The 20,917-nt window shown below is 52.4% G+C and carries 15 protein-coding genes and 2 pseudogenes; 12 read left to right on the plus strand and 5 right to left on the minus strand.

Going from position 1 to position 20,917, the window contains the following annotated elements:
* The first annotated feature begins 2 nt into the window (after nt 1-2).
* Both bcsB and bcsC read left to right on the plus strand, forming a co-directional pair.
* Complete coding sequence (bcsB, locus tag IYV58_RS27750; RefSeq protein ID WP_195729790.1) at nt 3-2,336, plus strand: cellulose biosynthesis cyclic di-GMP-binding regulatory protein BcsB; 2,334 nt, start codon at nt 3-5, stop codon at nt 2,334-2,336.
* Nucleotides 2,337-2,382: 46 nt separating this feature from the next.
* Entirely contained in the window at nt 2,383-5,865 is a 3,483-nt protein-coding gene (bcsC, locus tag IYV58_RS27755; protein ID WP_195729791.1) for a cellulose synthase complex outer membrane protein BcsC, read from the plus strand.
* 87 nt (nt 5,866-5,952) lie between these two features.
* Here the strand turns inward: bcsC and IYV58_RS27760 are convergent, their stop codons facing one another.
* Both IYV58_RS27760 and IYV58_RS27765 read right to left on the minus strand, forming a co-directional pair.
* Nucleotides 5,953-7,698 (minus strand): coiled-coil domain-containing protein, encoded by a 1,746-nt coding sequence (locus IYV58_RS27760; protein ID WP_195729792.1) that lies wholly within the window; start codon nt 7,696-7,698, stop codon nt 5,953-5,955.
* Nucleotides 7,682-8,059 (minus strand): hypothetical protein, encoded by a 378-nt coding sequence (locus IYV58_RS27765; RefSeq protein ID WP_195729793.1) that lies wholly within the window; start codon nt 8,057-8,059, stop codon nt 7,682-7,684. The genes IYV58_RS27760 and IYV58_RS27765 overlap by 17 nt, the downstream gene beginning before the upstream one ends.
* Nucleotides 8,060-8,546: 487 nt before the next feature.
* On the opposite strand from IYV58_RS27765, the gene IYV58_RS27770 reads away from it, so the two are divergent.
* The 4 genes and pseudogenes from IYV58_RS27770 to IYV58_RS27785 form a co-directional block, all read left to right on the plus strand.
* Entirely contained in the window at nt 8,547-8,966 is a 420-nt protein-coding gene (locus IYV58_RS27770) for a hypothetical protein (protein WP_195729794.1), read from the plus strand.
* A gap of 300 nt (nt 8,967-9,266) precedes the next feature.
* Nucleotides 9,267-9,869, plus strand: coding sequence for an LbetaH domain-containing protein (locus IYV58_RS27775; protein ID WP_227676979.1), 603 nt, complete (start codon nt 9,267-9,269; stop codon nt 9,867-9,869).
* A 297-nt stretch (nt 9,870-10,166) separates the two neighbouring features.
* Nucleotides 10,167-10,328 carry a hypothetical protein gene (locus IYV58_RS27780; RefSeq protein WP_195729806.1) on the plus strand — a complete coding sequence of 54 codons (162 nt, stop codon included), beginning with the start codon at nt 10,167-10,169 and terminating at the stop codon, nt 10,326-10,328.
* A gap of 272 nt (nt 10,329-10,600) precedes the next feature.
* Nucleotides 10,601-11,184: pseudogene (locus IYV58_RS27785) on the plus strand (site-specific integrase); the annotation flags it as partial.
* Nucleotides 11,185-11,380: 196 nt separating this feature from the next.
* Here the strand turns inward: IYV58_RS27785 and IYV58_RS27790 are convergent.
* Nucleotides 11,381-12,000: pseudogene (locus tag IYV58_RS27790) on the minus strand (Rpn family recombination-promoting nuclease/putative transposase); the annotation flags it as partial.
* A gap of 489 nt (nt 12,001-12,489) precedes the next feature.
* Nucleotides 12,490-12,693, minus strand: coding sequence for a hemolysin expression modulator Hha (gene hha, locus IYV58_RS27795; RefSeq protein ID WP_195729795.1), 204 nt, complete (start codon nt 12,691-12,693; stop codon nt 12,490-12,492).
* Between the two features lie 696 nt (nt 12,694-13,389).
* Between hha and IYV58_RS27800 the strand changes: the two genes are divergently transcribed.
* The 6 genes from IYV58_RS27800 (at nt 13,390) to IYV58_RS27825 (ending at nt 19,810) form a co-directional block, all read left to right on the plus strand.
* The gene (locus tag IYV58_RS27800; protein ID WP_195729774.1) at nt 13,390-13,812 is read left to right on the plus strand and encodes a hypothetical protein; all 423 of its coding nucleotides are present in this window, start codon (nt 13,390-13,392) and stop codon (nt 13,810-13,812) included.
* Nucleotides 13,813-14,019: 207 nt separating this feature from the next.
* Nucleotides 14,020-14,580, plus strand: a complete 561-nt coding sequence (locus IYV58_RS27805; protein ID WP_195729715.1) for a fimbrial protein — start codon at nt 14,020-14,022, stop codon at nt 14,578-14,580.
* A gap of 47 nt (nt 14,581-14,627) precedes the next feature.
* Complete coding sequence (locus IYV58_RS27810; RefSeq protein ID WP_195729716.1) at nt 14,628-15,359, plus strand: fimbrial biogenesis chaperone; 732 nt, start codon at nt 14,628-14,630, stop codon at nt 15,357-15,359.
* Between the two features lie 42 nt (nt 15,360-15,401).
* On the plus strand, nt 15,402-17,909 hold the full coding sequence (locus tag IYV58_RS27815) for a fimbria/pilus outer membrane usher protein (protein ID WP_195729717.1): 2,508 nt from the start codon (nt 15,402-15,404) through the stop codon (nt 17,907-17,909).
* Between the two features lie 17 nt (nt 17,910-17,926).
* Entirely contained in the window at nt 17,927-18,571 is a 645-nt protein-coding gene (locus tag IYV58_RS27820; RefSeq protein WP_195729718.1) for a helix-turn-helix transcriptional regulator, read from the plus strand.
* A 108-nt stretch (nt 18,572-18,679) separates the two neighbouring features.
* Complete coding sequence (locus IYV58_RS27825; protein ID WP_195729719.1) at nt 18,680-19,810, plus strand: fimbrial protein; 1,131 nt, start codon at nt 18,680-18,682, stop codon at nt 19,808-19,810.
* Between the two features lie 363 nt (nt 19,811-20,173).
* On the opposite strand, the gene IYV58_RS27835 is transcribed toward IYV58_RS27825, so the two are convergent.
* Nucleotides 20,174-20,893, minus strand: coding sequence for an HNH endonuclease (locus IYV58_RS27835; protein ID WP_195729720.1), 720 nt, complete (start codon nt 20,891-20,893; stop codon nt 20,174-20,176).
* Nucleotides 20,894-20,917 lie beyond the last annotated feature (24 nt).

Here is a 20,917-nt window from a genome sequence, read left to right on the forward strand (position 1 = left end):
CGATGAACAGAAAACTCTCTTTGATTTGTGCAGTAGCGGTGGGCATTGGCGGCTGGTCTCCCTTCGCTTCGTATGCGGAACCGGCGCCGCAGGCCACGCAGACGACGACGGTACCCGGTATCGCCGGTACGGTGGCGGACAGCCAGCCCACGGCGACGCTTGCCGACCCGGCGGCGCCGGTGGTGGTGCTGGATAACGCCCCGACCCGCGACGTGAAGCTGACCTTCGCTAAAATCGCCCCGCCTCCGGGCAGCATGGTGCTGCGCGGCGCGCGCCCTGAGGGTTCGGTAGAGTTCGGCATGCGCAGCGATGAAGTGGTAGCGAAAGCGCTGCTGAATCTCGACTACACGCCCTCTCCGTCACTGCTGCCGGTGCAGTCGCAGCTGAAGGTGTATCTTAACGATGAGCTGATGGGCGTGCTGCCGGTCACCAAAGAGCAGTTGGGCAAAAAAGTCAGCGCGCAGATCCCTGTCGATCCGCTCTATATCACCGGTTTTAACCGCGTGCGTCTTGAGTTCGTTGGCCACTATCGCGATGTGTGTGAAAACCCGGCCAGCAGCACCTTATGGCTGGACGTCGGTCGCGAAAGCTATCTGGATTTAACCTACCAGTCGCTGAACGTACGCAACGATCTTTCGCATTTCCCGGTGCCGTTCTACGATTCGCGCGATAACCGCCAGCTGACGCTGCCGATGGTCTTCGCCTCCGCACCGGATGTCCTGCAGCAGCAGGCGGCGGCCATTATCGCCTCCTGGTTTGGTAGCAAGGCGGGCTGGCGCGGCCAGCAGTTCCCGGTCCAGTTCAACCAACTGCCTGACCGTAACGCCATTGTTTTTGCGACCAACGATAAGCGCCCTGACTTCCTGCGCGAGCATCCGCCGGTTAAGGCGCCGACGATTGAAATGATCGACCACCCGGATAATCCATACGTCAAGCTGCTGGTGGTCTTCGGGCGGGATGATAAAGACCTGCTGCAGGCGGCGAAGGGGATAGCCCAGGGCAATATTCTGTTCCGCGGCAGCAGCGTGACGGTTGACGATGTCAAACAGCTGCAGGCGCGTAAACCGTACGATGCGCCAAACTGGGTGCGTACCGATCGGGCGGTGACCTTTGCCGAGCTGAAAACCTACGAACAGCAGCTGCAATCCAGCGGCCTGGTACCGGATTCCATCAACGTGGCGCTGAACCTGCCGCCGGATCTCTACCTGCTGCGCGCCAACGGTATCGACATGGATCTTAAATATCGCTATACCATGCCGCCGATCAAGGACAGCTCGCGCATGGATATCAGCCTTAACGATCAGTTCTTACAGTCCTTCAGCCTCAACAGCTCGCAGGATGTGAATAAGCTGATACTGCGCCTGCCGGTGCTGCAGGGGCTGCTGGACGGCAAAACGGAAGTGACGATCCCGGCATTGCGCCTCGGCGCCATGAATCAGCTGCGCTTCGACTTCCAGTATATGAACCCGATGCCGGGTGGTTCTATCGATAACTGTATTACCTTCCAGCCGGTGCAGAACCACGTGGTGATAGGCGATGACTCGACCATCGATTTCTCGAAGTACTATCACTTTATGGCGATGCCGGATCTGCGCGTCTTTGCTAACGCGGGCTTCCCGTACAGCCGGATGGCCGATCTCGCCGATACCCTGGTCGTGGTGCCCAGGTCGCCGACCGAGGGCCAGGTTGCCACGCTGCTGGAAACCGCCGGCGGCATCGGCGCGCAAACCGGCATGGCGGCCATTAACCTGCGCATGACTGACGACGGTAGCCAGATTAAAGATAAAGACGCCGACCTGCTGCTGATTGGCTCCATTCCGCAGGCGCTGAAGGACGACACGAAAATCAACCTGCTGGTTGAAGCGACCAAAAGCTGGGTGAAAATGCCGATGCGCCACTACGATCTGGCCAGCATCTATCCCGATACCGAGGCCAGAACGCCGAATACCCGCACCGACGTCACGTCGACCGGGCCGATGGCGGCGATTATTGGCTTCCAGTCGCCGTACAACGATCAACGCAGCGTCGTGGCGCTGCTGGCCGACAGCCCGCGCGGCAACGAACTGCTGACCCAGGCGCTTAACGACAGCGGTAAACGCGCGGCGATGTTTGGTTCCGTTGCGGTCATTCGTGAGTCGGGCGTCAACAGCCTGCGGGTGGGCGGTGTTTACTATATCGGGCATCTGCCGTGGTTCGAACGCATCTGGTTTGCGCTCTCCAGCCATCCGGTGCTGCTGGCGGTGCTGGCGGCATTAAGCATCGTACTGCTGGCGTGGGTGCTGTGGCGTATGCTGCGTATTATCAGCCGCCGTCGCCTCCACCTTGATGATGAGTGATTAATGTACAGCATTGCATTCATGTTACTTTTTCCTGGAAAACGAAATGTACAAGTTTTCATTAAACTCACTAATGTTATGCTTAGTCGCACTAATACCTGTTGCTTTTGGCGCAACCACGCCAGCGCAACAACATCTGCTTAAGCAGGTACGTCTTGGCGAGGCAAGCCATCGCGAAGACCTGGTGCGAGAGTCGCTCTATCGCCTAGAACTAATTGATCCCAGCAATCCAGATGTTGTAGCTGCTCGAATACGCTATCTTATTCGTCAGGGTGATACTGCTGGGGCGCAAAAACAACTTGAACGACTGAATAAACTCGCACCTGAATCTGAGATGCTCGCTGATTCACGTAATGAATTAAAGGTTACACATGGTGAGGGTGAAGAGGCATTACAGCAGGCAAGACTTCTGGGAGTAACAGGACATGTCGAGGACGCTATTGCCAGCTATGAAAAGATATTTAGCGGTGTACCTAATAGTATGCCCTATGTGCAGGAATATTGGGTACTGGTATCACAGCTTCCGGCGCGCCATAACGAAGGAATTAAACAGCTGGAGAAATTAAACGCGAAACAACCAGGTAACATAGATTTGCAGGCAATACTGGCAAAACAGATGTTTCGCGATAATAACAGACAAAAAGGGTTTTCCTATCTGGAACAGATGTCGCGCTCGCCGGCGGGCCGGGGAACGGCTGCGTCTATATGGTTCGACGCAATTAACGATATGCCGGTCAGTCAGGTAAGTGTTGAGGCGTTGCAGCGTTTTCTTATACTTTTTACTGACTCTGAAAAACAAGAAGATGCCAAATCCCTACTGGAAAAACAGCAAATCTCATTGAAGGATCCGGTTTTCCGTGCTCGTAATGAGGGGCTGGTGGCGGTGAAGGCCGGGAAAGGTTCGGTGGCCGTGGCCGATTTGCAGCAGGCCGTACGGGCGGATGCCAAAGACAGTGACGCGGTTGGCGCATTGGGGCAGGCGTACTCCCAGCGCGGCGATCGGGCGCGGGCGGTGGCCCAACTGAGTAAAGCCATCAAAATGGACCCGGATAGCCCGAGCCGCGATAAGTGGGACAGCCTGCTCAAGACTAACCGCTACTGGCTGCTGATCAAGCAGGGCGATAGCGCCCTCAAAAGCGGCCAGCTGGCGCAGGCGCAAAATGCTTACGCTCAGGCGCAGCGGATAGACACTACCGACAGCTATGCGGTGCTGGGGTTGGGTGATGTGGCGGCGGCGCGTAAAGAAAACGCCGCGGCGGAGCGTTACTACCAGCGCGCGCTGCGAATGGATCGCGGCAACAGCCTGGCGGTACGCGGTCTGGCAAATCTGTATCGCGGCGAATCGCCGGAAAAAGCCAGCGCGTATATCGCCAGCCTGTCGCCGGGCCAGCGGCGCAGCATTGATGATATTGAACGCAGCCTGACGAACGATCGGCTGGAGAAACAGGCCGAAGCGCTGGAGAGCCAGGGCAACTGGGCGCAGGCGGCGGAAGTGCAGCGCAGACGGCTGGCGCTGGATCCGGATAGCGTGTGGATCGTCTACCGTCTGTCGCGGGATCTGGTCAGCGCGGGTAGCCGCAGCGAAGCCGATGCGATCATGCGCGCGATGGTCAATCGCCAGCCTGGCGATGCCGACCGGGTTTACGCCTACGGCCTCTATTTATCCGGGAATAACCAGGATGAGATGGCGCTGGCGCAGATTAACGCCCTGCCGCGCGGCCAGTGGACGGATAATATCCGCGAGCTGGAGGCGCGTCTGCAAAGCGACAGGATCTTGCGTCAGGCAAACCAGCTGCGCGATAGCGGCCAGGAAGACCGGGCGATCGCGCTGATTCAACAGCAGCCGACGTCGGTGCGCTACGCGCTGACGCTAGCGGACTGGGCGCAGCAGCGCGGCGACAGCCTGACGGCGATTGCTGAATATCAGCGGGTGCTGGGGCAGCAGCCGGACAACGGCGATGCGCGTCTGGGCCTGGCGGAAGTGTATCTTGCCGATGGCGATAAAAATGCCGCCCGCGCCCAGGTGGCGCAGCTCAAGGGCGAAGACATCGATTCTATCAATATGCAGCGGCGTATCGCCCTGGCGCAGGCCGGGTTGGGCGATCGCGCTCAGGCGCAGCAAACCTTCGCCCGCATCGTGCCGCAGGCGAAAGCGCAGCCGCCGTCAATGGAAAGCGCGCTGGTGCTGCGCGACGCCGCGCGTTTCCAGGCGCAGAACGGCGAGCCGCAACAGGCGCTGGAAGGCTATAAAGATGCAATGGTGGCCTCCGGCGTCGCCCGCGAGCGCCCACAGGATAACGACACCTTTACGCGGCTGACACGTAACGACAGCAGCGATGACTGGCTGAAGCGCGGGATCCGCAGCGACGCCGCCGATCTTTATCGTCAGCAGGATCTTAACGTCACCCTCGAACATGATTACTGGGGCTCCAGCGGTACCGGCGGCTATTCCGACCTGAAAGCGCATACCACAATGCTGCACGTGGACGCGCCGCTGGCCGACGGGCGCATGTTCTTCCGTACCGATCTGGTGAATATGGACGCCGGGAGTTTTTCGACGAAGAACGACGGCAGCTATTCGCCGAGCTGGGGTACCTGCGGCGAAATCGCCTGTACCGGCGGCAGCAAACACCAGAGCGACAGCGGCGCCAGCGTCGCGGTGGGCTGGAAGAATGATACCTGGAGCGGCGATATCGGCACTACGCCGATGGGCTTTAATGTCGTTGATGTGGTGGGCGGCCTGAGCTACAGCAGCGACGTTGGCCCGCTGGGCTACACCGTTAACCTCCACCGACGCCCCATCTCCAGCTCGCTGCTGGCCTTTGGCGGGCAGAAAGATAACCCTAACGACGGCCATACCGGCAAGACCTGGGGCGGAGTGCGCGCCGACGGCGGCGGTGTGAGTCTGAGCTACGATAAAGGCGAGGCCAACGGCGTCTGGTCTTCGCTGGGCATCGACCAGTTGACCGGGAAAAACGTCGCCGACAACTGGCGCGTGCGCTGGATGACCGGCTACTACTATAAAGTGATTAACGAAGATAACCGCCGGGTCACCGTCGGCCTGAACAATATGCTCTGGCACTACGATAAGGATCTCAGCGGCTATACGCTGGGTCAGGGCGGTTACTACAGTCCGCAGGAATATGTCTCCTTCTCGGTACCGGTCACCTGGCGTCAGCGGACGGAGAACTGGTCATGGGAGCTGGGAGGCTCGGTGTCATGGTCCCATTCGCGCACCAAAACCGAGGCGCGCTATCCGCTGCTCAATTTGATTCCCTCGCAGTATCGCCATGATGCCAGCCAGCTTACGGAAGAGGGCAGCAGCAGTTCCGGCGTCGGTTATACCGCGCGGGCGCTGATTGAGCGACGGGTGACCAGCAACTGGTTTGTCGGGGCGGCGGTGGATATTCAGCAGGCGAAAGATTACACCCCGAGCCACGCGCTGCTGTACGTCCGCTATTCGGCTTCCGGCTGGCAGGGCGATATGGATATGCCGCCGCAGCCGCTTGTCCCTTACGCCGACTGGTAAGATAGTCTAATATCTGGTTAGTCTGTTGAGTGTCAATCATAGAGTGGAGGAAACTCCACTCTATGAGAAAAGATAAGTTAAATTTATCTACTTTAGAATAAAAGTTATAGAAATTAAATTTTCCACTTCAATTCCTTCTGGGATATTTTTATAAATATCACCAGCCTTTCCATAGAGAATCATAACTCCACCTTTACCACCCTCAGTAAAGACTTTAAGAAGAAGAGGGTCTTTAACTTGAGAGTATTTTACTTTTGTATTCATTGTATTTAAAATAGGCTTACCTTCCAGTGTTTTTTCCAGCATATCAAATGTTACGATATTGTCGTTAGTATACTTCTTGTCTGAAGATTTTTCCGTAACGAGAAAAGTACTATTTTGTAAAACCTCATATTCCTTTTTATTAATTTTCTTGATGATTTTCTTAGCGTATGTGCTATTAATAGTTTGTACTGTCTTATCGATTTTGATAACGTTTTCCATAATTAAATTTTTATTTATTTTAAGTGACTTGCTATACGCGTCATTGATTCCAGCGATCATCATTAATGGATCCAAATCGATTTTGTTATTTGCAATTTTCTTAAATTCTGCATCCATTTTTTCATAATAGAAAACGCCTAACGAATAGGAGTCCCTACCTTTGGTAGTCTTTAATGCTCTTTCTTTGTAAACATTAGCTATATTATTAGATTGCTTTAAATCCTCTAACTCAGAAGTAAGTTTAAGCAATTTTTTTTCTGTGTTGTCAAATTTATTTTCAAGATGTGAGTTCTCTTTTTCCAAATCAGCCAACTCACTGGTTTTCCGGGCCAGAACGGTTTCGCTATCCTTACGCAGAGCGGTCAGTGCAGTGTTGACCTCATCTATCTGTTTCTGAGCTTTGCCGGCTTCATTCTTCAGACGTGAGTTCTCTTCTCCAAGAGCCGTCAACTCGCTGGTCTTCCGGGCCAGGGCGGTTTCGTTATCCTTACGCAGAGCGGTCAGTGCAGTGTTGACCTCATCTATCTGTTTCTGAGCTTTGCCGGCTTCATTCTTCAGACGTGAGTTCTCTTCTCCAAGAGCCGTCAACTCACTGGTCTTCCGGGCCAGGGCGGTTTCGTTATCCTTACGCAGAGCGGTCAGTGCAGTGTTGACCTCATCTATCTGTTTCTGAGCTTTGCCGGCTTCATTCTTCAGACGTGAGTTCTCTTCTCCAAGAGCCGTCAACTCACTGGTCTTCCGGGCCAGGGCGGTTTCGTTATCCTTACGCAGAGCGGTCAGTGCAGTGTTGACCTCATCTATCTGTTTCTGAGCTTTGCCGGCTTCATTCTTCAGACGTGTATTTTCTTCTCTCAAAGAAACAAGTTCTGTCAATTTTCCAGTAACTGAATTTTCTTTCTCCTCACGTAAAGCTAAAAGCTGATTTGTGATTTCAGCAAGTTGCTTACGTATAGAAATATTTTCATTATAAAGATTATCTTTCTCATCTTTAAGGTTTTCAACTAATTTATTTTGTTGTTCTAACTTTTTATTATTATTTCTTAGCTTTATTTCATTATATGAACCAAGCAAGAGTTCGTATTTTTCCTGAAGCCGAATGTTTTTCTTTACGAGTTCTTGTGTGTGCGAACTAACATTGCTATTTGAATTAGATGATTGACTATTACTCTGTTCTTCTTGTATAACTACAGATGCACCATCGTTTTGAAGGTTAAGGTTTTTTATAGCATCAATAAATTCATCGTTTTGTGCATATGTATTTTCATTAGCCAACAATAAAAAAAACACTAGCGCAGCGATATTTTTAAACTTTTTTTTCATTACTGATAAGTGATTAATGTAATTTTTCATTTTTATTATTAATAGTCTGAGTCTGGAACTCTTTGATCAGAAGAATAGAGATCTCATTGCAAATCTCGTTAAGTTTATAATCAAAGAAAGGTGTGATAGTAGAACTGACATTAGAGGATGAATCATCAGCAATAGATGCATAAAACTTTGCATTATTTACTAATGTATATAATTCATGTGTATTTTTACCATACTTTGCATCCAACTGAGACAAGGTTTTGGCATCAGTTATACAACGTTGAAATTTAAGCATTTTAGGTGGTTTCTCTGTTGTCGCAACAGAATTGCGATTAACCCTCTTTGAGCAACCAAAGTTTAGAAAAACTGCTACTAAAACCATAATTATTGATAATTTTTTCAAGGAACTCACCAGATTTCAATTTTATATAAAATAACAAATTTAATCTAAATATTCCACAGGAATTGTTAGATGTAAAGTGATTATAAAAAAACTTAAAATCAAACAACATTATGATAAGTATACATTTTTTATTAAGAGGTGGTTCTTTATAAGAACCTTTCTTCCAAATTAAGAAGTTTTCACGTATTGTAAATCCTATGATTTAAGCACTCTCGGGAATTGACACATTATAAATTCTGAACGCTCAATGAGATTTGTAGATATTTCAGCACTAACCTCCCTGATACATAATTAAAGATTATGTTATAGAGAAGAATCAAGCATAATTTTTCAAAACTAATAAGCTGCATTTATGTTTTTTCAAAATGTGCATTAATCCTAATTGCGAATGCAATCTAATTTTTACATTTCTTTTTGAAAAAAAACTATTAGAGTATGACTTTTTTTGGTGCGGCTTATATTGTCCCGCTTGTTTGGATTTTTAAGAATGAAAAAAACAAGAAATCACATCGAGAGCATTAAGAAAGCAAAAGATGGATTACGTAGCAAAGGTAAAATTTTGGAGGGTTCTTTTTTTGAATTCTACTCAACATTAATGTTTTATTTTAAATCAAAAAGAGACTGGACCGTAAGAGAGATTGTAAGTTCAAATATAAAGTGGTTGATACTATCCTTTGATGATTATGTATTTTATTTAAAATTCACTTTTATTAATGATTTTCATGAAGTACAAATGACAATTGAGGAAGATAATATTAATAAAAAGATACTTTTAATACTGAAGTATAATGATAGAAAGAGCGCCTGGATTATAAAAAAAATTTCTTATAAAAAAATAAAGTATTCTATGAAAATCATCAGGCCAGAAATGCTCGATGATTTGTTTTTACTGATCATGAAGCTTTGATGGAAACGTAATTTTTCCTTAATGGGGTATTAGTAAATAGAAATTTCAATTTAGCTGCTACAAAAATTAGTGCGCATAACAAAGATTATGTTAAATTCAGTGGATATTTATATAATAATCAGATACTTGCATTTAAAGGATTTTTTACTTCAGCTTTTCATGTGACAATTTAGCCATTCGACCTCTGAAGAGAGTAGCTCTAAGCCACCAAGTTAGATTATTAATATGCATACTTAGTCATTAAAAATACCGCGCTCCATAACAAATAAGAAAAGGTATGTTAAAGATTGATTTTAGGGAATGAATAAATTAACAAAATCTAAAGAGAGAGCACCAATGGGAAATGAAATTTTAAAAAACGACTGCTATGACTTTCTAAAGCGATGTCTAGAAATTGAAGTAATAGGTAATGCTAAACCATTTTCATGGCGGAGGGTTGCACATAGATATAAAAGAAACTTTAAAGTTAGATATATTTTCTGGTGGAGAGTTGCAAGTTATTTCTATTCTAAAGGCGGAAGTTTAAACCATGCCATTGCAAAAAAAATAAACAGAAAGATAACATTAAAGTATGGAACGGAAATACAGCTAGGAGCAAAAATATCTCCCGGGATAACATTTGGACATCATGTTGGAATTGTGATTAGCTGTGCTAGTGTAATAGGTGTTAATTTTCACGTGAGGCAGAATACTACAATAGGTGTCAAAAAAGGTATAATAAGCAAAATAAACATCGGTGATAATGTAGAGATTGGAGCAAATTGTTGCATTATAGGTGACGATCTAACCATAGGTAACAATGTAGTAATTGGAGCGATGGCATTTATAAATAGAAACATTCCAAGTGATAGCACTTGTTTTACGAACCACCTTTTAAAAATCAGTAAACGTGAAAATAAATAGCCAATACTGATGATAGATAACGATACGGCAATTATGCTGAATGACTTTTATTAATCTTAAACACTGGGCAGGTAAAGAAGCTTGCCCCTTCCTCTACATAGAGGCTATTTCTTAACAGATATCGTGACCCTGCCCCCGAACATGATCCAGTTATATTCAGGAATAACTGACTTCATGTTGGCTACATATTCAGCCACCCGACAGACTTCTCAGTGAATTCAGACGGCGTCATCCAGCCCAGTGCAGAATAGGAACCTCTCTGATTATATTGTATGCGCCAGACCTCGATTTTGCACCGTGCATATCCAGCTTACCTTCATTTCGGTCTTTATCGTGCTCTCTCACGCCGACTTTCATGTGCTGGAGAAGCAGCAGGAGCATAAGGAAACCTGGGAGCAGGTGGTCGGTCTGACCTGTTTTGGTGGCGCTACCTGGCAACTGAGAGCAGCGTCCGTTTGATGAGTGGCTGAGGTGCTGAAAAAATTATTTTGCTTCAGCAGTGGCATTCCTGCAATCCGCGACTACAGTCTTTTCACCGGATGCCTTGTGACTGTCCCACACTCCGGGGATTTTCCCTTTTCACGAACATACTTTGTGTCCTGCCAGCCTTTCACGCTGGCTTTTTTTTGAAGAAGTTATTTATTGGATTTGACCCTATATATCCAGACGCCTTTTCTCTCTTACGGTTGCGATAACTTCCTGCGTATATATTCCCGTGGCGACCGATATTCCAGTGCCTGCTCCACTATGTGTCCGATCTACACCGCAAGATGCTGCTGGCCACCCTCTGGAATACCGGCGCCCGGACAAACGGGGCACTTACCCTATCGCGGAGTGATTTTTCGCTGGCGCCGCCGTATCCATTCGTGCAGCTGGCTACGCTCAAACAGCGCACAGAGAAAGCGGCCAGAACGGCAGGTCGTGCTCCCGCCGGTAGTCAGGCTCATCGCCTGGTTCCGCTTTCTGACAACCAGTACATCAGCCAGCTGCAGATGATGGTGGCCACGCTGAAAATACCGCTAGAAAGACGAAACAAACGCACCGGCAGAACCGAAAAGCCCGTATCTGGGACATCACAGACAGGACCGTGAGAACGTGGATTAGCGAAGCGGTTGAAGCGGCGGCTGCCGACGGGGTGACGTTCTCAGTACCGATGACGCCCCACACATTCCGGCACAGTTACGCCATGCACATGCTGTATGCCGGCATTCCGCTGAAGGTCCTGCAGAGCCTGATGGGCCACAAGTCAGTGAGCTCAACGGAGGTCTACACGAAGGTGTTTGCGCTCGATGTGGCGGCACGCCACCGGGTTTAGTTCCAGATGCCGGGGACCGAGGCGGTGGCGATGCTGAAAGAACGGATTTAACGGCTGCAGGCTGACGCGCCGCAGGCTTGTCCAACCCCTTGTCTGTCCAGAAGCGAGTTCTGAACAGACAAGGGGGTTCAGAATGAAAGACCGGGGAGGTACTTTGCCTTATCCGGGCCATAAACGCGTTCTCAAGAGAGATGATTCAGTGGCGTATCTGTGCCAGGTCATCCTCAGTCAGACCAGTCATTTTCATGACGGTATTACGGTCAATGCCGTTCTGGAGCATGGTGCGGGCAACTTCCAGCTTGCCTTCGTTGCGGCCTTTTTCAATACCGCGCTGTTCACCGAGCTGCAGGCCTTCAGCCCTGCCCTTCTCGATGCCCTTTTGTTCAAGCTGCTGTGCGATGGTCATAAGTGCGTCCCCGTGTTGCGGCACACGCAGTGCCAGTTCGCGTACAAAGGCTTCGGCGTCGGCTGTTTCGCCTGCCTGCACGATATAGTGTACCAGTGATGGTCGTCAAACTCATCCAGCCAGCGGGTGGAATACGGATAGGGGCTGCGTTTACCTGTATAGAAAAGGACCGGTATCACCAGGGGCAACTTCTTATGGCCCGCTTCCAGATGGCGCTGCATGGCGGCTACCGCGTAACGTATCAGGCGAAACGCCATGTGCCTGTCCGGCGACGACTGGTGCTCAATAAGCACGTGAACGTAGCCGTCCCCGGCGGTAGTTTTCAGGCTGTAGAGAACGTCACTGAAATACTGGCGGAGGTCATCCTCAACAAACGAGCCGGATTCCAGCTTCAGCGTCGTGAGGTCACATTTTCAGTGAGAACTGTTCAGTCACGCCCTGACTCTTCAGTTATTACGCTGAGTGATTTTAACTCTGCAGGTTTGTTATTTATGATTTAATCTTTATCAGAACGTTTACAGACCTGTCAGGGGAGTTAAATGCTTCATTCATACACCGGGCACGCTTATAAGCTCGCAGAATGAAACTAAAATAACGCCGGATTAGTTTGCATTTATCTTTTTACTGACTCCCGGAACAGATATCAATGGATATCTGCTCTTTTATACCGTCTTGTACTCCTGCAGGTCATGATGATAACTTCATTGCTGAGCCCAGAGCGTTTATGTGTCTGTTGCGGGAAGTCCTCCGGAGGTTATTTTATCAGGCAGGAGATCTTTCCACTGGTAATACCTTTCCGTATCCTTATCGTCCTCCCGCTCTCCTCATCCGGTGCCACCCGGCATTATCACCCTGCGGGTTTCTCTGTTTATTCTTTTCTCTGTTTCACTCTCCCCCGGCTATTTCACATGCTTCCACACTTCCGCCGGCACCTTATCATACAGCCGGTTCATCACCATTTCTGCCCGCCGGTGGTCCAGCGCCGCGTAAAAAACCTCCAGCTCATCCTCCGTCAGCGTGTATTTATTTTTATCCGTCACCTTTTCCAGCGTCTCCGCCGTCGTGCACCGCCGCAGACGGTATATCCAGTCCTGTTTTGTCATCACTCTGCTTTCACTCCGGTATTATTCAGCTTATTATCTTATTTTTCCCGCCCTCCCCCTGTCCACTCCCGTTTTATCCCGGGGTATCCGGGTCCCGGCATTATCAGATTTTTCCTCCGCACCCGCCAGCGCTCAGCATCGCCACCTGTTAATTCTTCCGTAATACCGACTTATTTGCGCAACAGTTAATTAACATTCAGGCCGGATATATTCTCCCCCAACGCTTATTGCACCGTTTTTTTCTTATATCAGGTCTGATAAGGGTTTTTGCACGCGTTTCACGATATCTGTATCTGTCTGATTTTACAGTGTTATTACCGGTATCATTCATCGCATTATTGTAACACCGGCTTCACATCCCTTTTTTTTGCTTATCAATAATTACGGTGAATGAAAAAGGTTTTTCCTCCCCCTCTGAGGCCCTATACTTATTTCACAGCAAAACCTTCATTCGAAAATATTTTATGTTTTCTGACTGACTACCGGGTTTCACTTTTACTCCTGGATGACAGGGATTGATATGCATCATTAAGATGTTAATGTCGCGGATTGCGTTTTTATACAGCATAAATACCTGATGAAGGTGGTGGTTATGGCGGTTTATGGTCACTGATGTGTCTTATTGATAACGGATTTTATTTATATAGAATCCGCCACATTGGTGAAACTTAATATCAAGCGAGAGGTACGCCGGTGATGACAAAAAATCCGGGCCATTTACAGCAGGCGCTTTACGGATACAGTATCGGGGATAATCTCCAGTACCGTATTTCCCCGGCCCTGCTGATTAATACTCTCTCCGGTGTCAGCCTGCGTCTGCGGCCCACCATGGCGCGGCTGCTGCAGTATATTCTCAATCATGCCGGTAATCACATGATTGAAGACCGGGATATTATGGCAGAGGTGTTTGATAATTACGGCCTGAAGTGCAGCAAGCAGCGCCTCTGGCATTCCGTCAACACCCTCAGGACCGTCTTTATGAAGTGCGGCTTTGTTCAGCCTTTTTTATACCGGGTCAACAACAGCGGCTTTATTATCTCCGGCGTGGAAATCGGCGTCCTGATGCATTACCCCATCCGGGATATCGGTATTATTCTCCCGCTGGAACCGCAGCACTGAGCGTGAATATTATTTTCACTCACCCGTGCTCGTCAGTATTTACTGAAACAAGATGAATTATGCCGGACCGCCGGATAAAGAAAGCAGTGGCGTCTTTATTTTAACGCGTATCTTCCGTCATTTTTTGTAACGGCAGCATGAAGCCGGGGCAGGGTTCGCTTTGCCTGAATCATGGTTAACCACGAATCATTCATTAAGGACAATATTATGAAAAAGTCAGTCATCAGCGCGTCCCTGTTCGCTATCCTGAGCGCGGCCACCCTGTCTGCCCAGGCAGCCTCCACCGGCACCATCACCTTCAACGGTGAGCTGACCGACACCACCTGTGAAGTGGACATCAACGGCCAGGGCTCTGACGCCACCATCGTGCTGCCGACCGTCGGCGTGAACCAGCTGACCGCCGCCGGCAACACCACCGGGCGCACCTCGTTCAACATGAACGTCTCTAAGTGCGTTATCGGCACCGAAGGCGGCCACTCCAAAGTCTCGGCGTTCTTCCAGCCGGGCAACACCGTTGACCTCAGCACCGGTCGCCTGAAAAACGTCAGCGGCTCCGCCACTAACGTTGACCTGCGCCTGCTGGACGCGTCCAACAGCTACGCCCCGATCAACGTCGGTAACACCGACCAGGTGAACGGCATGGCCTACGTCGACATCCAGACTGACGGCACCGCCTTCCTGCCGTACGCGGTCGAGTACTACGCCAACGCCCAGACCACGCCGGGTACCGTGACCAGCAGCGTCGTCTACAACCTGCAGTACAAGTAATCCGTATCCCGGGGGGAGTCTCTCCCCCCGCCATTCAGGAGTATGTTATGGCCTCTTCAGCCCTTATCCGCACGTTCTCTGCTGCTGTCTGTCTGCTGACCGCGGTCATCTCTCTTCCGGCACCGGCGAGCGTCATCGTCAACGGCACCCGTGTGGTCTACGCCGGCGGCGAGCGGGAGGTGGCCGTGCGCCTCACCAACACCGGCACCCTGCCGGTCCTGGTCCAGAGCTGGATCGACGACGGAGACATAAACGCCACCCCCGACCGGCTGCGCACCCCGTTCACCCTGACCCCTCCGGTGAACCGCATCAACGCTGACAAGAGCCAGACCCTGCGCATCAGCTACACCGGCTCCCCGGCCCTGGTGCAGGACAGGGAATCCGTTTACTGGCTGAACGTGCTCGAAGTCCCGGCCCTGAAAAAGAATGAAAAAGACAACCGGCTTCAGGTGGCGTTCCGCACCCGCATCAAACTCTTCTACCGCCCGGCAGCCCTGGCTGACCGCGCAAAAGCCAGCGAGGCGGCTGACCGCCTGACCTGGTCGGTGGCGGGCAGCACGCTCACCGCCAGCAACGCATCACCCTATTTTGTCTCCCTGGTCTCGGTCTCCGTGAAGGGCGCCGGGAACCGGGGGTCCGTGGAGGGCGAGATGGTGCCGCCGAAGGGCCGCCAGACCTTCACCCTGCCGGCCGGCGTGCGCGCCGGGGCCGGCACCGTCCTGACGTACGAGTACGTCAACGACTGGGGTGCCCTCCGTCAGGTCGATTACACCCTGTAACCCGGCCTCTTTTTTACAGCGTCTTCACGAGGAAACAGCGTCATGCGCCTGCAGTATTCATGCATTGCCCTCGCGGTCATGGCGGCCGTGATGAGCCCGACCCTGGCGGCGGCCGGGAACGAGGACCTGACGTTCGATCCGGTCTTCCTCAGCACCGGCGGGACGGAGAAAATCGACCTGTCGCGCTTTGAGAGCGGCAGCGCGGCCTCCCCGGGCACCTGGTCCACGGATATCTTCGTTAACGGCGAGAGCGTGGCGCACGAGAAAGTGGTGTTCGCCGCGCAGGCGGACGGGCAGGTGCGCCCCTGCCTCACCGCGGAGCTGATTAAAAACCTGAACCTCAACTTTGACCGGGTGCCCGGGAGTTTCACCGACGCGCTGCGGGAGAAACAGGCATGCTATGACCTGCCGGCCCTGCTGCCGGGGGTGAGCGTGACGTTCGACTCCTCGGTCCAGCGCCTGGACATTGAAATCCCCCAGGCGATGATGCGCAACACCGCCCGGGGCTACGTCAGCCCGGCGCTGTGGGACACCGGTATCCCGGCGGCCCTGCTGGGCTATAACGCCAGCACCTACACCACCCGCTCACGCGGGCGGGACTACACCTCGTCGTACATTGGCCTGAACGCGGGCCTTAACCTCGGCGGATGGTACTTCCGCCACGACGGAAGCTACATCCGTCAGCAGGGGGCCGGGGGAAAATACCAGTCGACCAACAACTACGTCCAGAAGGACATCGCCTCCATCCTGGGCCGGGTGCTGGCCGGGGAGACCTCCACCGGCGGGCAGCTCTTCGACACCCTGCCGTTCCGCGGGGTGGAGCTGGTCAGCGACGACCGGATGCTGCCCCAGTCGCGGCGCGGCTACGCCCCGGACATCCGGGGTATCGCCCGGACCAACGCCCGGGTCACCGTGCGCCAGAACGACCGCATCATCTATGAGACCACGGTGCCGCCGGGGGCCTTCAGCATCGAGGACCTGTACCCGACCGGCTACGGCGGCAACCTTGACGTGACGGTGACCGAGGCGGACGGGAGCGTGCAGACGTTCCAGGTGCCCTTCGCCTCCGTGACCCAGCTGCTGCGCCCGGGCGCCCACCGCTATGACGTGGTGGCCGGGCGGCTCAATGACCCGAGCCTGTCGTTTAACCCGACGCTCTACCAGGCGACCTACCAGCGGGGGCTGACCAACAGCCTGACCGGCTACGCCGGCCTGCAGGGCAGCGGCGCGGCCTACTACGCCATCCAGCTGGGGATGGCCATCAGCACCGCCATCGGGGCCTTCTCGGCGGACATCACCCAGGCGCGGGTGCACCTGGAGACCACGGAGAAGCCGTCGAACAGCGGGCAGAGCTACCAGATAAGCTACAGCAAGTACCTCCCGGAGACGGACAGCAACCTGACCATCGCGGCCTACCGCTTCTCGACGTCGGGCTATTACGACTACCAGACCGCGATGCGCGCCATCGATGAGGAGAAGCGCGGCGGCGTGGCCTCGGGGATCTGGCGGCCGAAGAACCGCCTGAACGTCACCATGAACCAGGGGCTCGGTCCCGGGTGGGGACAGATTTACCTGACGGGCTACACCCAGGATTACTGGAACAACAGCAAGTCGGACATCCAGTACCAGGCGGGCTACAGCAACAACATCGGGCGGGTGAACTACAACCTCAGCGCCGGCCGCGTGCGCAACTACAGCGGGAAGATGGAGAACAACTTCCTGCTGAACATCTCGGCCCCGCTGGGCGGGTATGACCAGAAGCACGTGCCGATGCTGACGGCGAGCCTGAACAAGAGCGGCAACGGACGGACCGGGGAGCAGATAGGGCTGTCGGGGAGCTACGGCGAGGACAACCAGTATAACTACGGCCTGACCGCGGCGAACTATAACCAGGGGACCGGGAGCAGCATGACGGCGAGCGGCGGGTGGCGGACGCCCTACTCTCACCTGACGGCAAGCTACGGCGCCGGGAAGCACTACCAGAACACCAGTCTGGGGGCGAGCGGGACGGTGATAGCGTGGCAGAACGGTATCGTGGCGACGCCGTACACCGGGGACACCTTCGCGGTGGTGGAGGCGAAGGAGGCGAAAGGCGCGAAGGTCGGGGGCTACCCGGGCCTGAAAATCGACCGCTTCGGGCACGCGGCCATCCCGTACCTGACGCCGTATGAGATGAACGAAATCAGCATCGACCCGAAAGGGCTGCCGCAGGAGGTGGAGCTCAGCAACACCACCGAGAAGGTGGCGCCGCACTGGGGTGCCGTGAGTAAGGTGACGTTCGGCACCCGTAAGGGGTATCCGCTGCTCATCAGCGCGACGGACGCGAAGGGCCAGCCGCTGCCGTTCGGGGCGGAGGTGACGGCGGCCGGCGGGATGAACGTGGGCAGCGTGGGCCAGTCGGGGCAGATATATGCGCTGACGGAGACGGCATCGGGTGTGCTGACGGTGAAATGGGGCAGCGGCGCGGGTGAGCAGTGCCGGCTGGACTACCGGACCACGGAGGAGAAGCCGGCGGGCGGGTTCAGGAAGCTGACGGCGGTGTGCCGGTGACGGACGGAGGAAACAGCATGGAGAAGAGGATGAGGCCGGGACCGCGGGTGTCGGTGGAGACGGTGACGCCGGACCCGTATCTGGCACGGGCGCTGCGGGTGCTCAGTGACGAGGGTCTGGGGTGGCTGCAGCGGGCGGCTCCGGCAGAGGAGGAAGCGGTCCGGGTGGTGCTGGTTGACACGGCGTGCCTGTGGGGTCCGGCGGAAGCGCGGAAGGGACTGCTGTCGCGTATCCGTGAGGCGGATGCGTACGGGTTCATGTCGTACTCGGGGGCGAGCTTCGACGGTGTGCCGCACCTGCGTCTGGACGGTCCGGTGGCGGAGGTCCGGCGAGAGCTGGTGCGTCTGGTGACGGGTCTGGCGACGGGGTCGCTGCCGGGGACGCCGGCGCTGTTCTCGCGGCTGAGCGCGTCGGAGCGTCATCTGGTGCTGTTCCTGACGTGCGGTTACGGTATCCGGGACATGCATGAGGCGCTGGGTCTGAACGTGAAGAGCGTGTACCGGATGCGGACGGAAGTGATGAAGAAGTACCGTCTGGCGAACCGGCGTGAGCTGTATGCCCTGCTGCGGGTGTATGACTTTATGCGGGAGCTGAAGGCGGTCGGGGTACGTCCGGCGCCGGTGCAGGCGCTGCGGAGTCTGCGGGACACTCCCGCGCTGTGAGCGGCGACGGGTACGGCCGGTTATCCGGAAAGAACACATCGCTTTATGCGATAAGAAGAGGCATATCAGACAATATGCTTATCAAACTAATATTGTGGAGTGTCTTTAATGGTGTTAGGAAAATGGTATAATGCCGTCTTAATAATGGTTGCATTATTAATTATTTTAACTCTCTCGGCTAACAAGGCATATGCTTTAACCTGTAATATCGATGTTCCTGTAAGAATGGATGCCTTTCCGCTTCAGGGGAACAACATAACTGCGGGCAATGAACTTCCCAATGGTACAATCCTTTATCAGCAAAGGATACAATCAACAAAAGATTATACCAATGCTCCTCATGGGATGTGTGATGGTAGTGGACCTTTCACCGATAAACAATATGCATATATAACTTCAACGCCAAATGGACTTTCAAGCTGGCAGGGTGGGACGTACTCAGGTAAAATTTATAATACGAATGTTCCAGGTGTGGGTGTAGTGATCACAGTTGGAAGTGCGAATGGCCTTAATACAACGAAGTTTAAATGGTATGAGGAAACCAGGGCCTCCATAGGTAACGTACAAGTGTGGACTACAGCCTCGGTGATTTTTATAAAAACAGGTGATATTTCTCCAGGAATACTCAATGGTGCATCTCTTCCAACTGTAAGATATCAGAATGACTATACGACAACTGCCGGACAGGTTGTTTTCACATGGAATCCCTATACATTTAATTTCAGTGGAACATTAAATATAGTCTCCCGTACATGTGATGTATCTAGTTTTTCAGTTTCTTTAGGTTCCTGGGATGTGACTGTCCTGGAAAAAAAAGGTTTTACAGACTGGCGAGATGCTTCTATCAAAATGTCCGGATGCCCAAGGTTTTATGGCTATATAAGTAATCCATTTACAACTGCTCATCTTACAGGAAAAAATACAACGGCAATAAGTTACACATCGAACGTTTTTGGACTTAAACTATCTCCTTTATATGGAATACTCGACGCGTCACAGGGAACAATGAATATTGAACCTGACACTAATGCTGCAAGAGGTGTTGCGATTCAGATAGGCACAGGCTCTGCAGCGTCAAATGCTCTTTTTAATCTGGGTAGTGAACAGAGAATCACTGCTCCAAATGACGGTAGAGCTGAAATTTCGATACCTCTTGTAGCTCGATACATAAAAACGGATGAGAGATTATCGGCTGGTAAAGCAGACGGTAAGATTGTATTCACCATAAACTATTATTAGTTTTGCTATGACACCAGCTCGCTAAATTAAGCTGGTGTCATACTAGGTTACCTGAAAAAAAGTCAGTGGCGGTATAGAGGATTTTAACCTCACCCTCTACTATGTTTCGTAGCCAGAACCATACAGAACGTAGCGCCCTTGCAGGGCGAGCGTCACGGCTCTGCCGTTCCGATGGTGTTCATGCCCTGAGCCCCGTTTTATACTCTGCGGCATGTATATTCCACGTCCCGCGAAATTGCTGTTTACCCTCGATGACGGCTGGAATACGTTTCTCGAAAAATTCGGAGACCGCGTCACTCCCTGGACCCGCCTCTGCGTTGAGCGCATGCTCGCCTGTGGCACCACGGAGATGGGCATTCGTCGCTATTGCTGTTCATCATCAGACTGCACCCATAACGGCTTTGCCTCATTTCCCCGATGAATCATGGCGTGGCAGTTCGGGCACAACGGGACCAGCTCGTTAACCGGGTCAATCTGATAGTCAGCCCCGAGCGTTCTCAGCGGCCGGATATGATGAACGTGGATAAATCCTTTCCCGTGCTCGCCCCAGGTTTTCTCAAAATCGAATCCGCAGCACTGACAGACGGCCCCATGATGCGCAATACAGGCCCGCCGGGCGGCCGGGTCGCGTTCGTATGCATTAACGGTAATAGTTTTTGTAGCACCCTCACTGTAACTGCCGGCAACGGCCAGTTCCTCAGGGTACGGACTGGCCGTGAAGTCGGCGTACCAGATGGTGCCCTCTTTTCTCAGAAAGCGTTTTTCCAGCCGGCGCTCAAAATCCTGAATGACCGCCACGTCCGGCGCATCCGGACTGGTGGCCTGTACCATATTGAAGGTGTACAGGTCGTATCCCCCGAGGATGTAGCCGATATGCTCAACCGCCTGGGTGTAGCCGGGATTCTTTCTGAGTCTGGTGTTGTACTCCCACGCTTCCCGCAGGATGACAGCGCGCTCCTGGTCACGCTCAACGTCCCAGGCCCCGAAGATGACCAGCTGGTCATCATGATTAATAAAAGACCAGCTCCACGTCCAGTTACGACAGGTGGCGCCCCGGCTCTGAATAAATTGTTTGCGGTTCATTATCTGCTCTTTTTCCGTTCAGCT

Origin of the sequence: Klebsiella sp. BDA134-6, from assembly GCF_015601345.1 — a bacterium.
GTDB classification, from domain to species: domain Bacteria; phylum Pseudomonadota; class Gammaproteobacteria; order Enterobacterales; family Enterobacteriaceae; genus Klebsiella; species Klebsiella grimontii.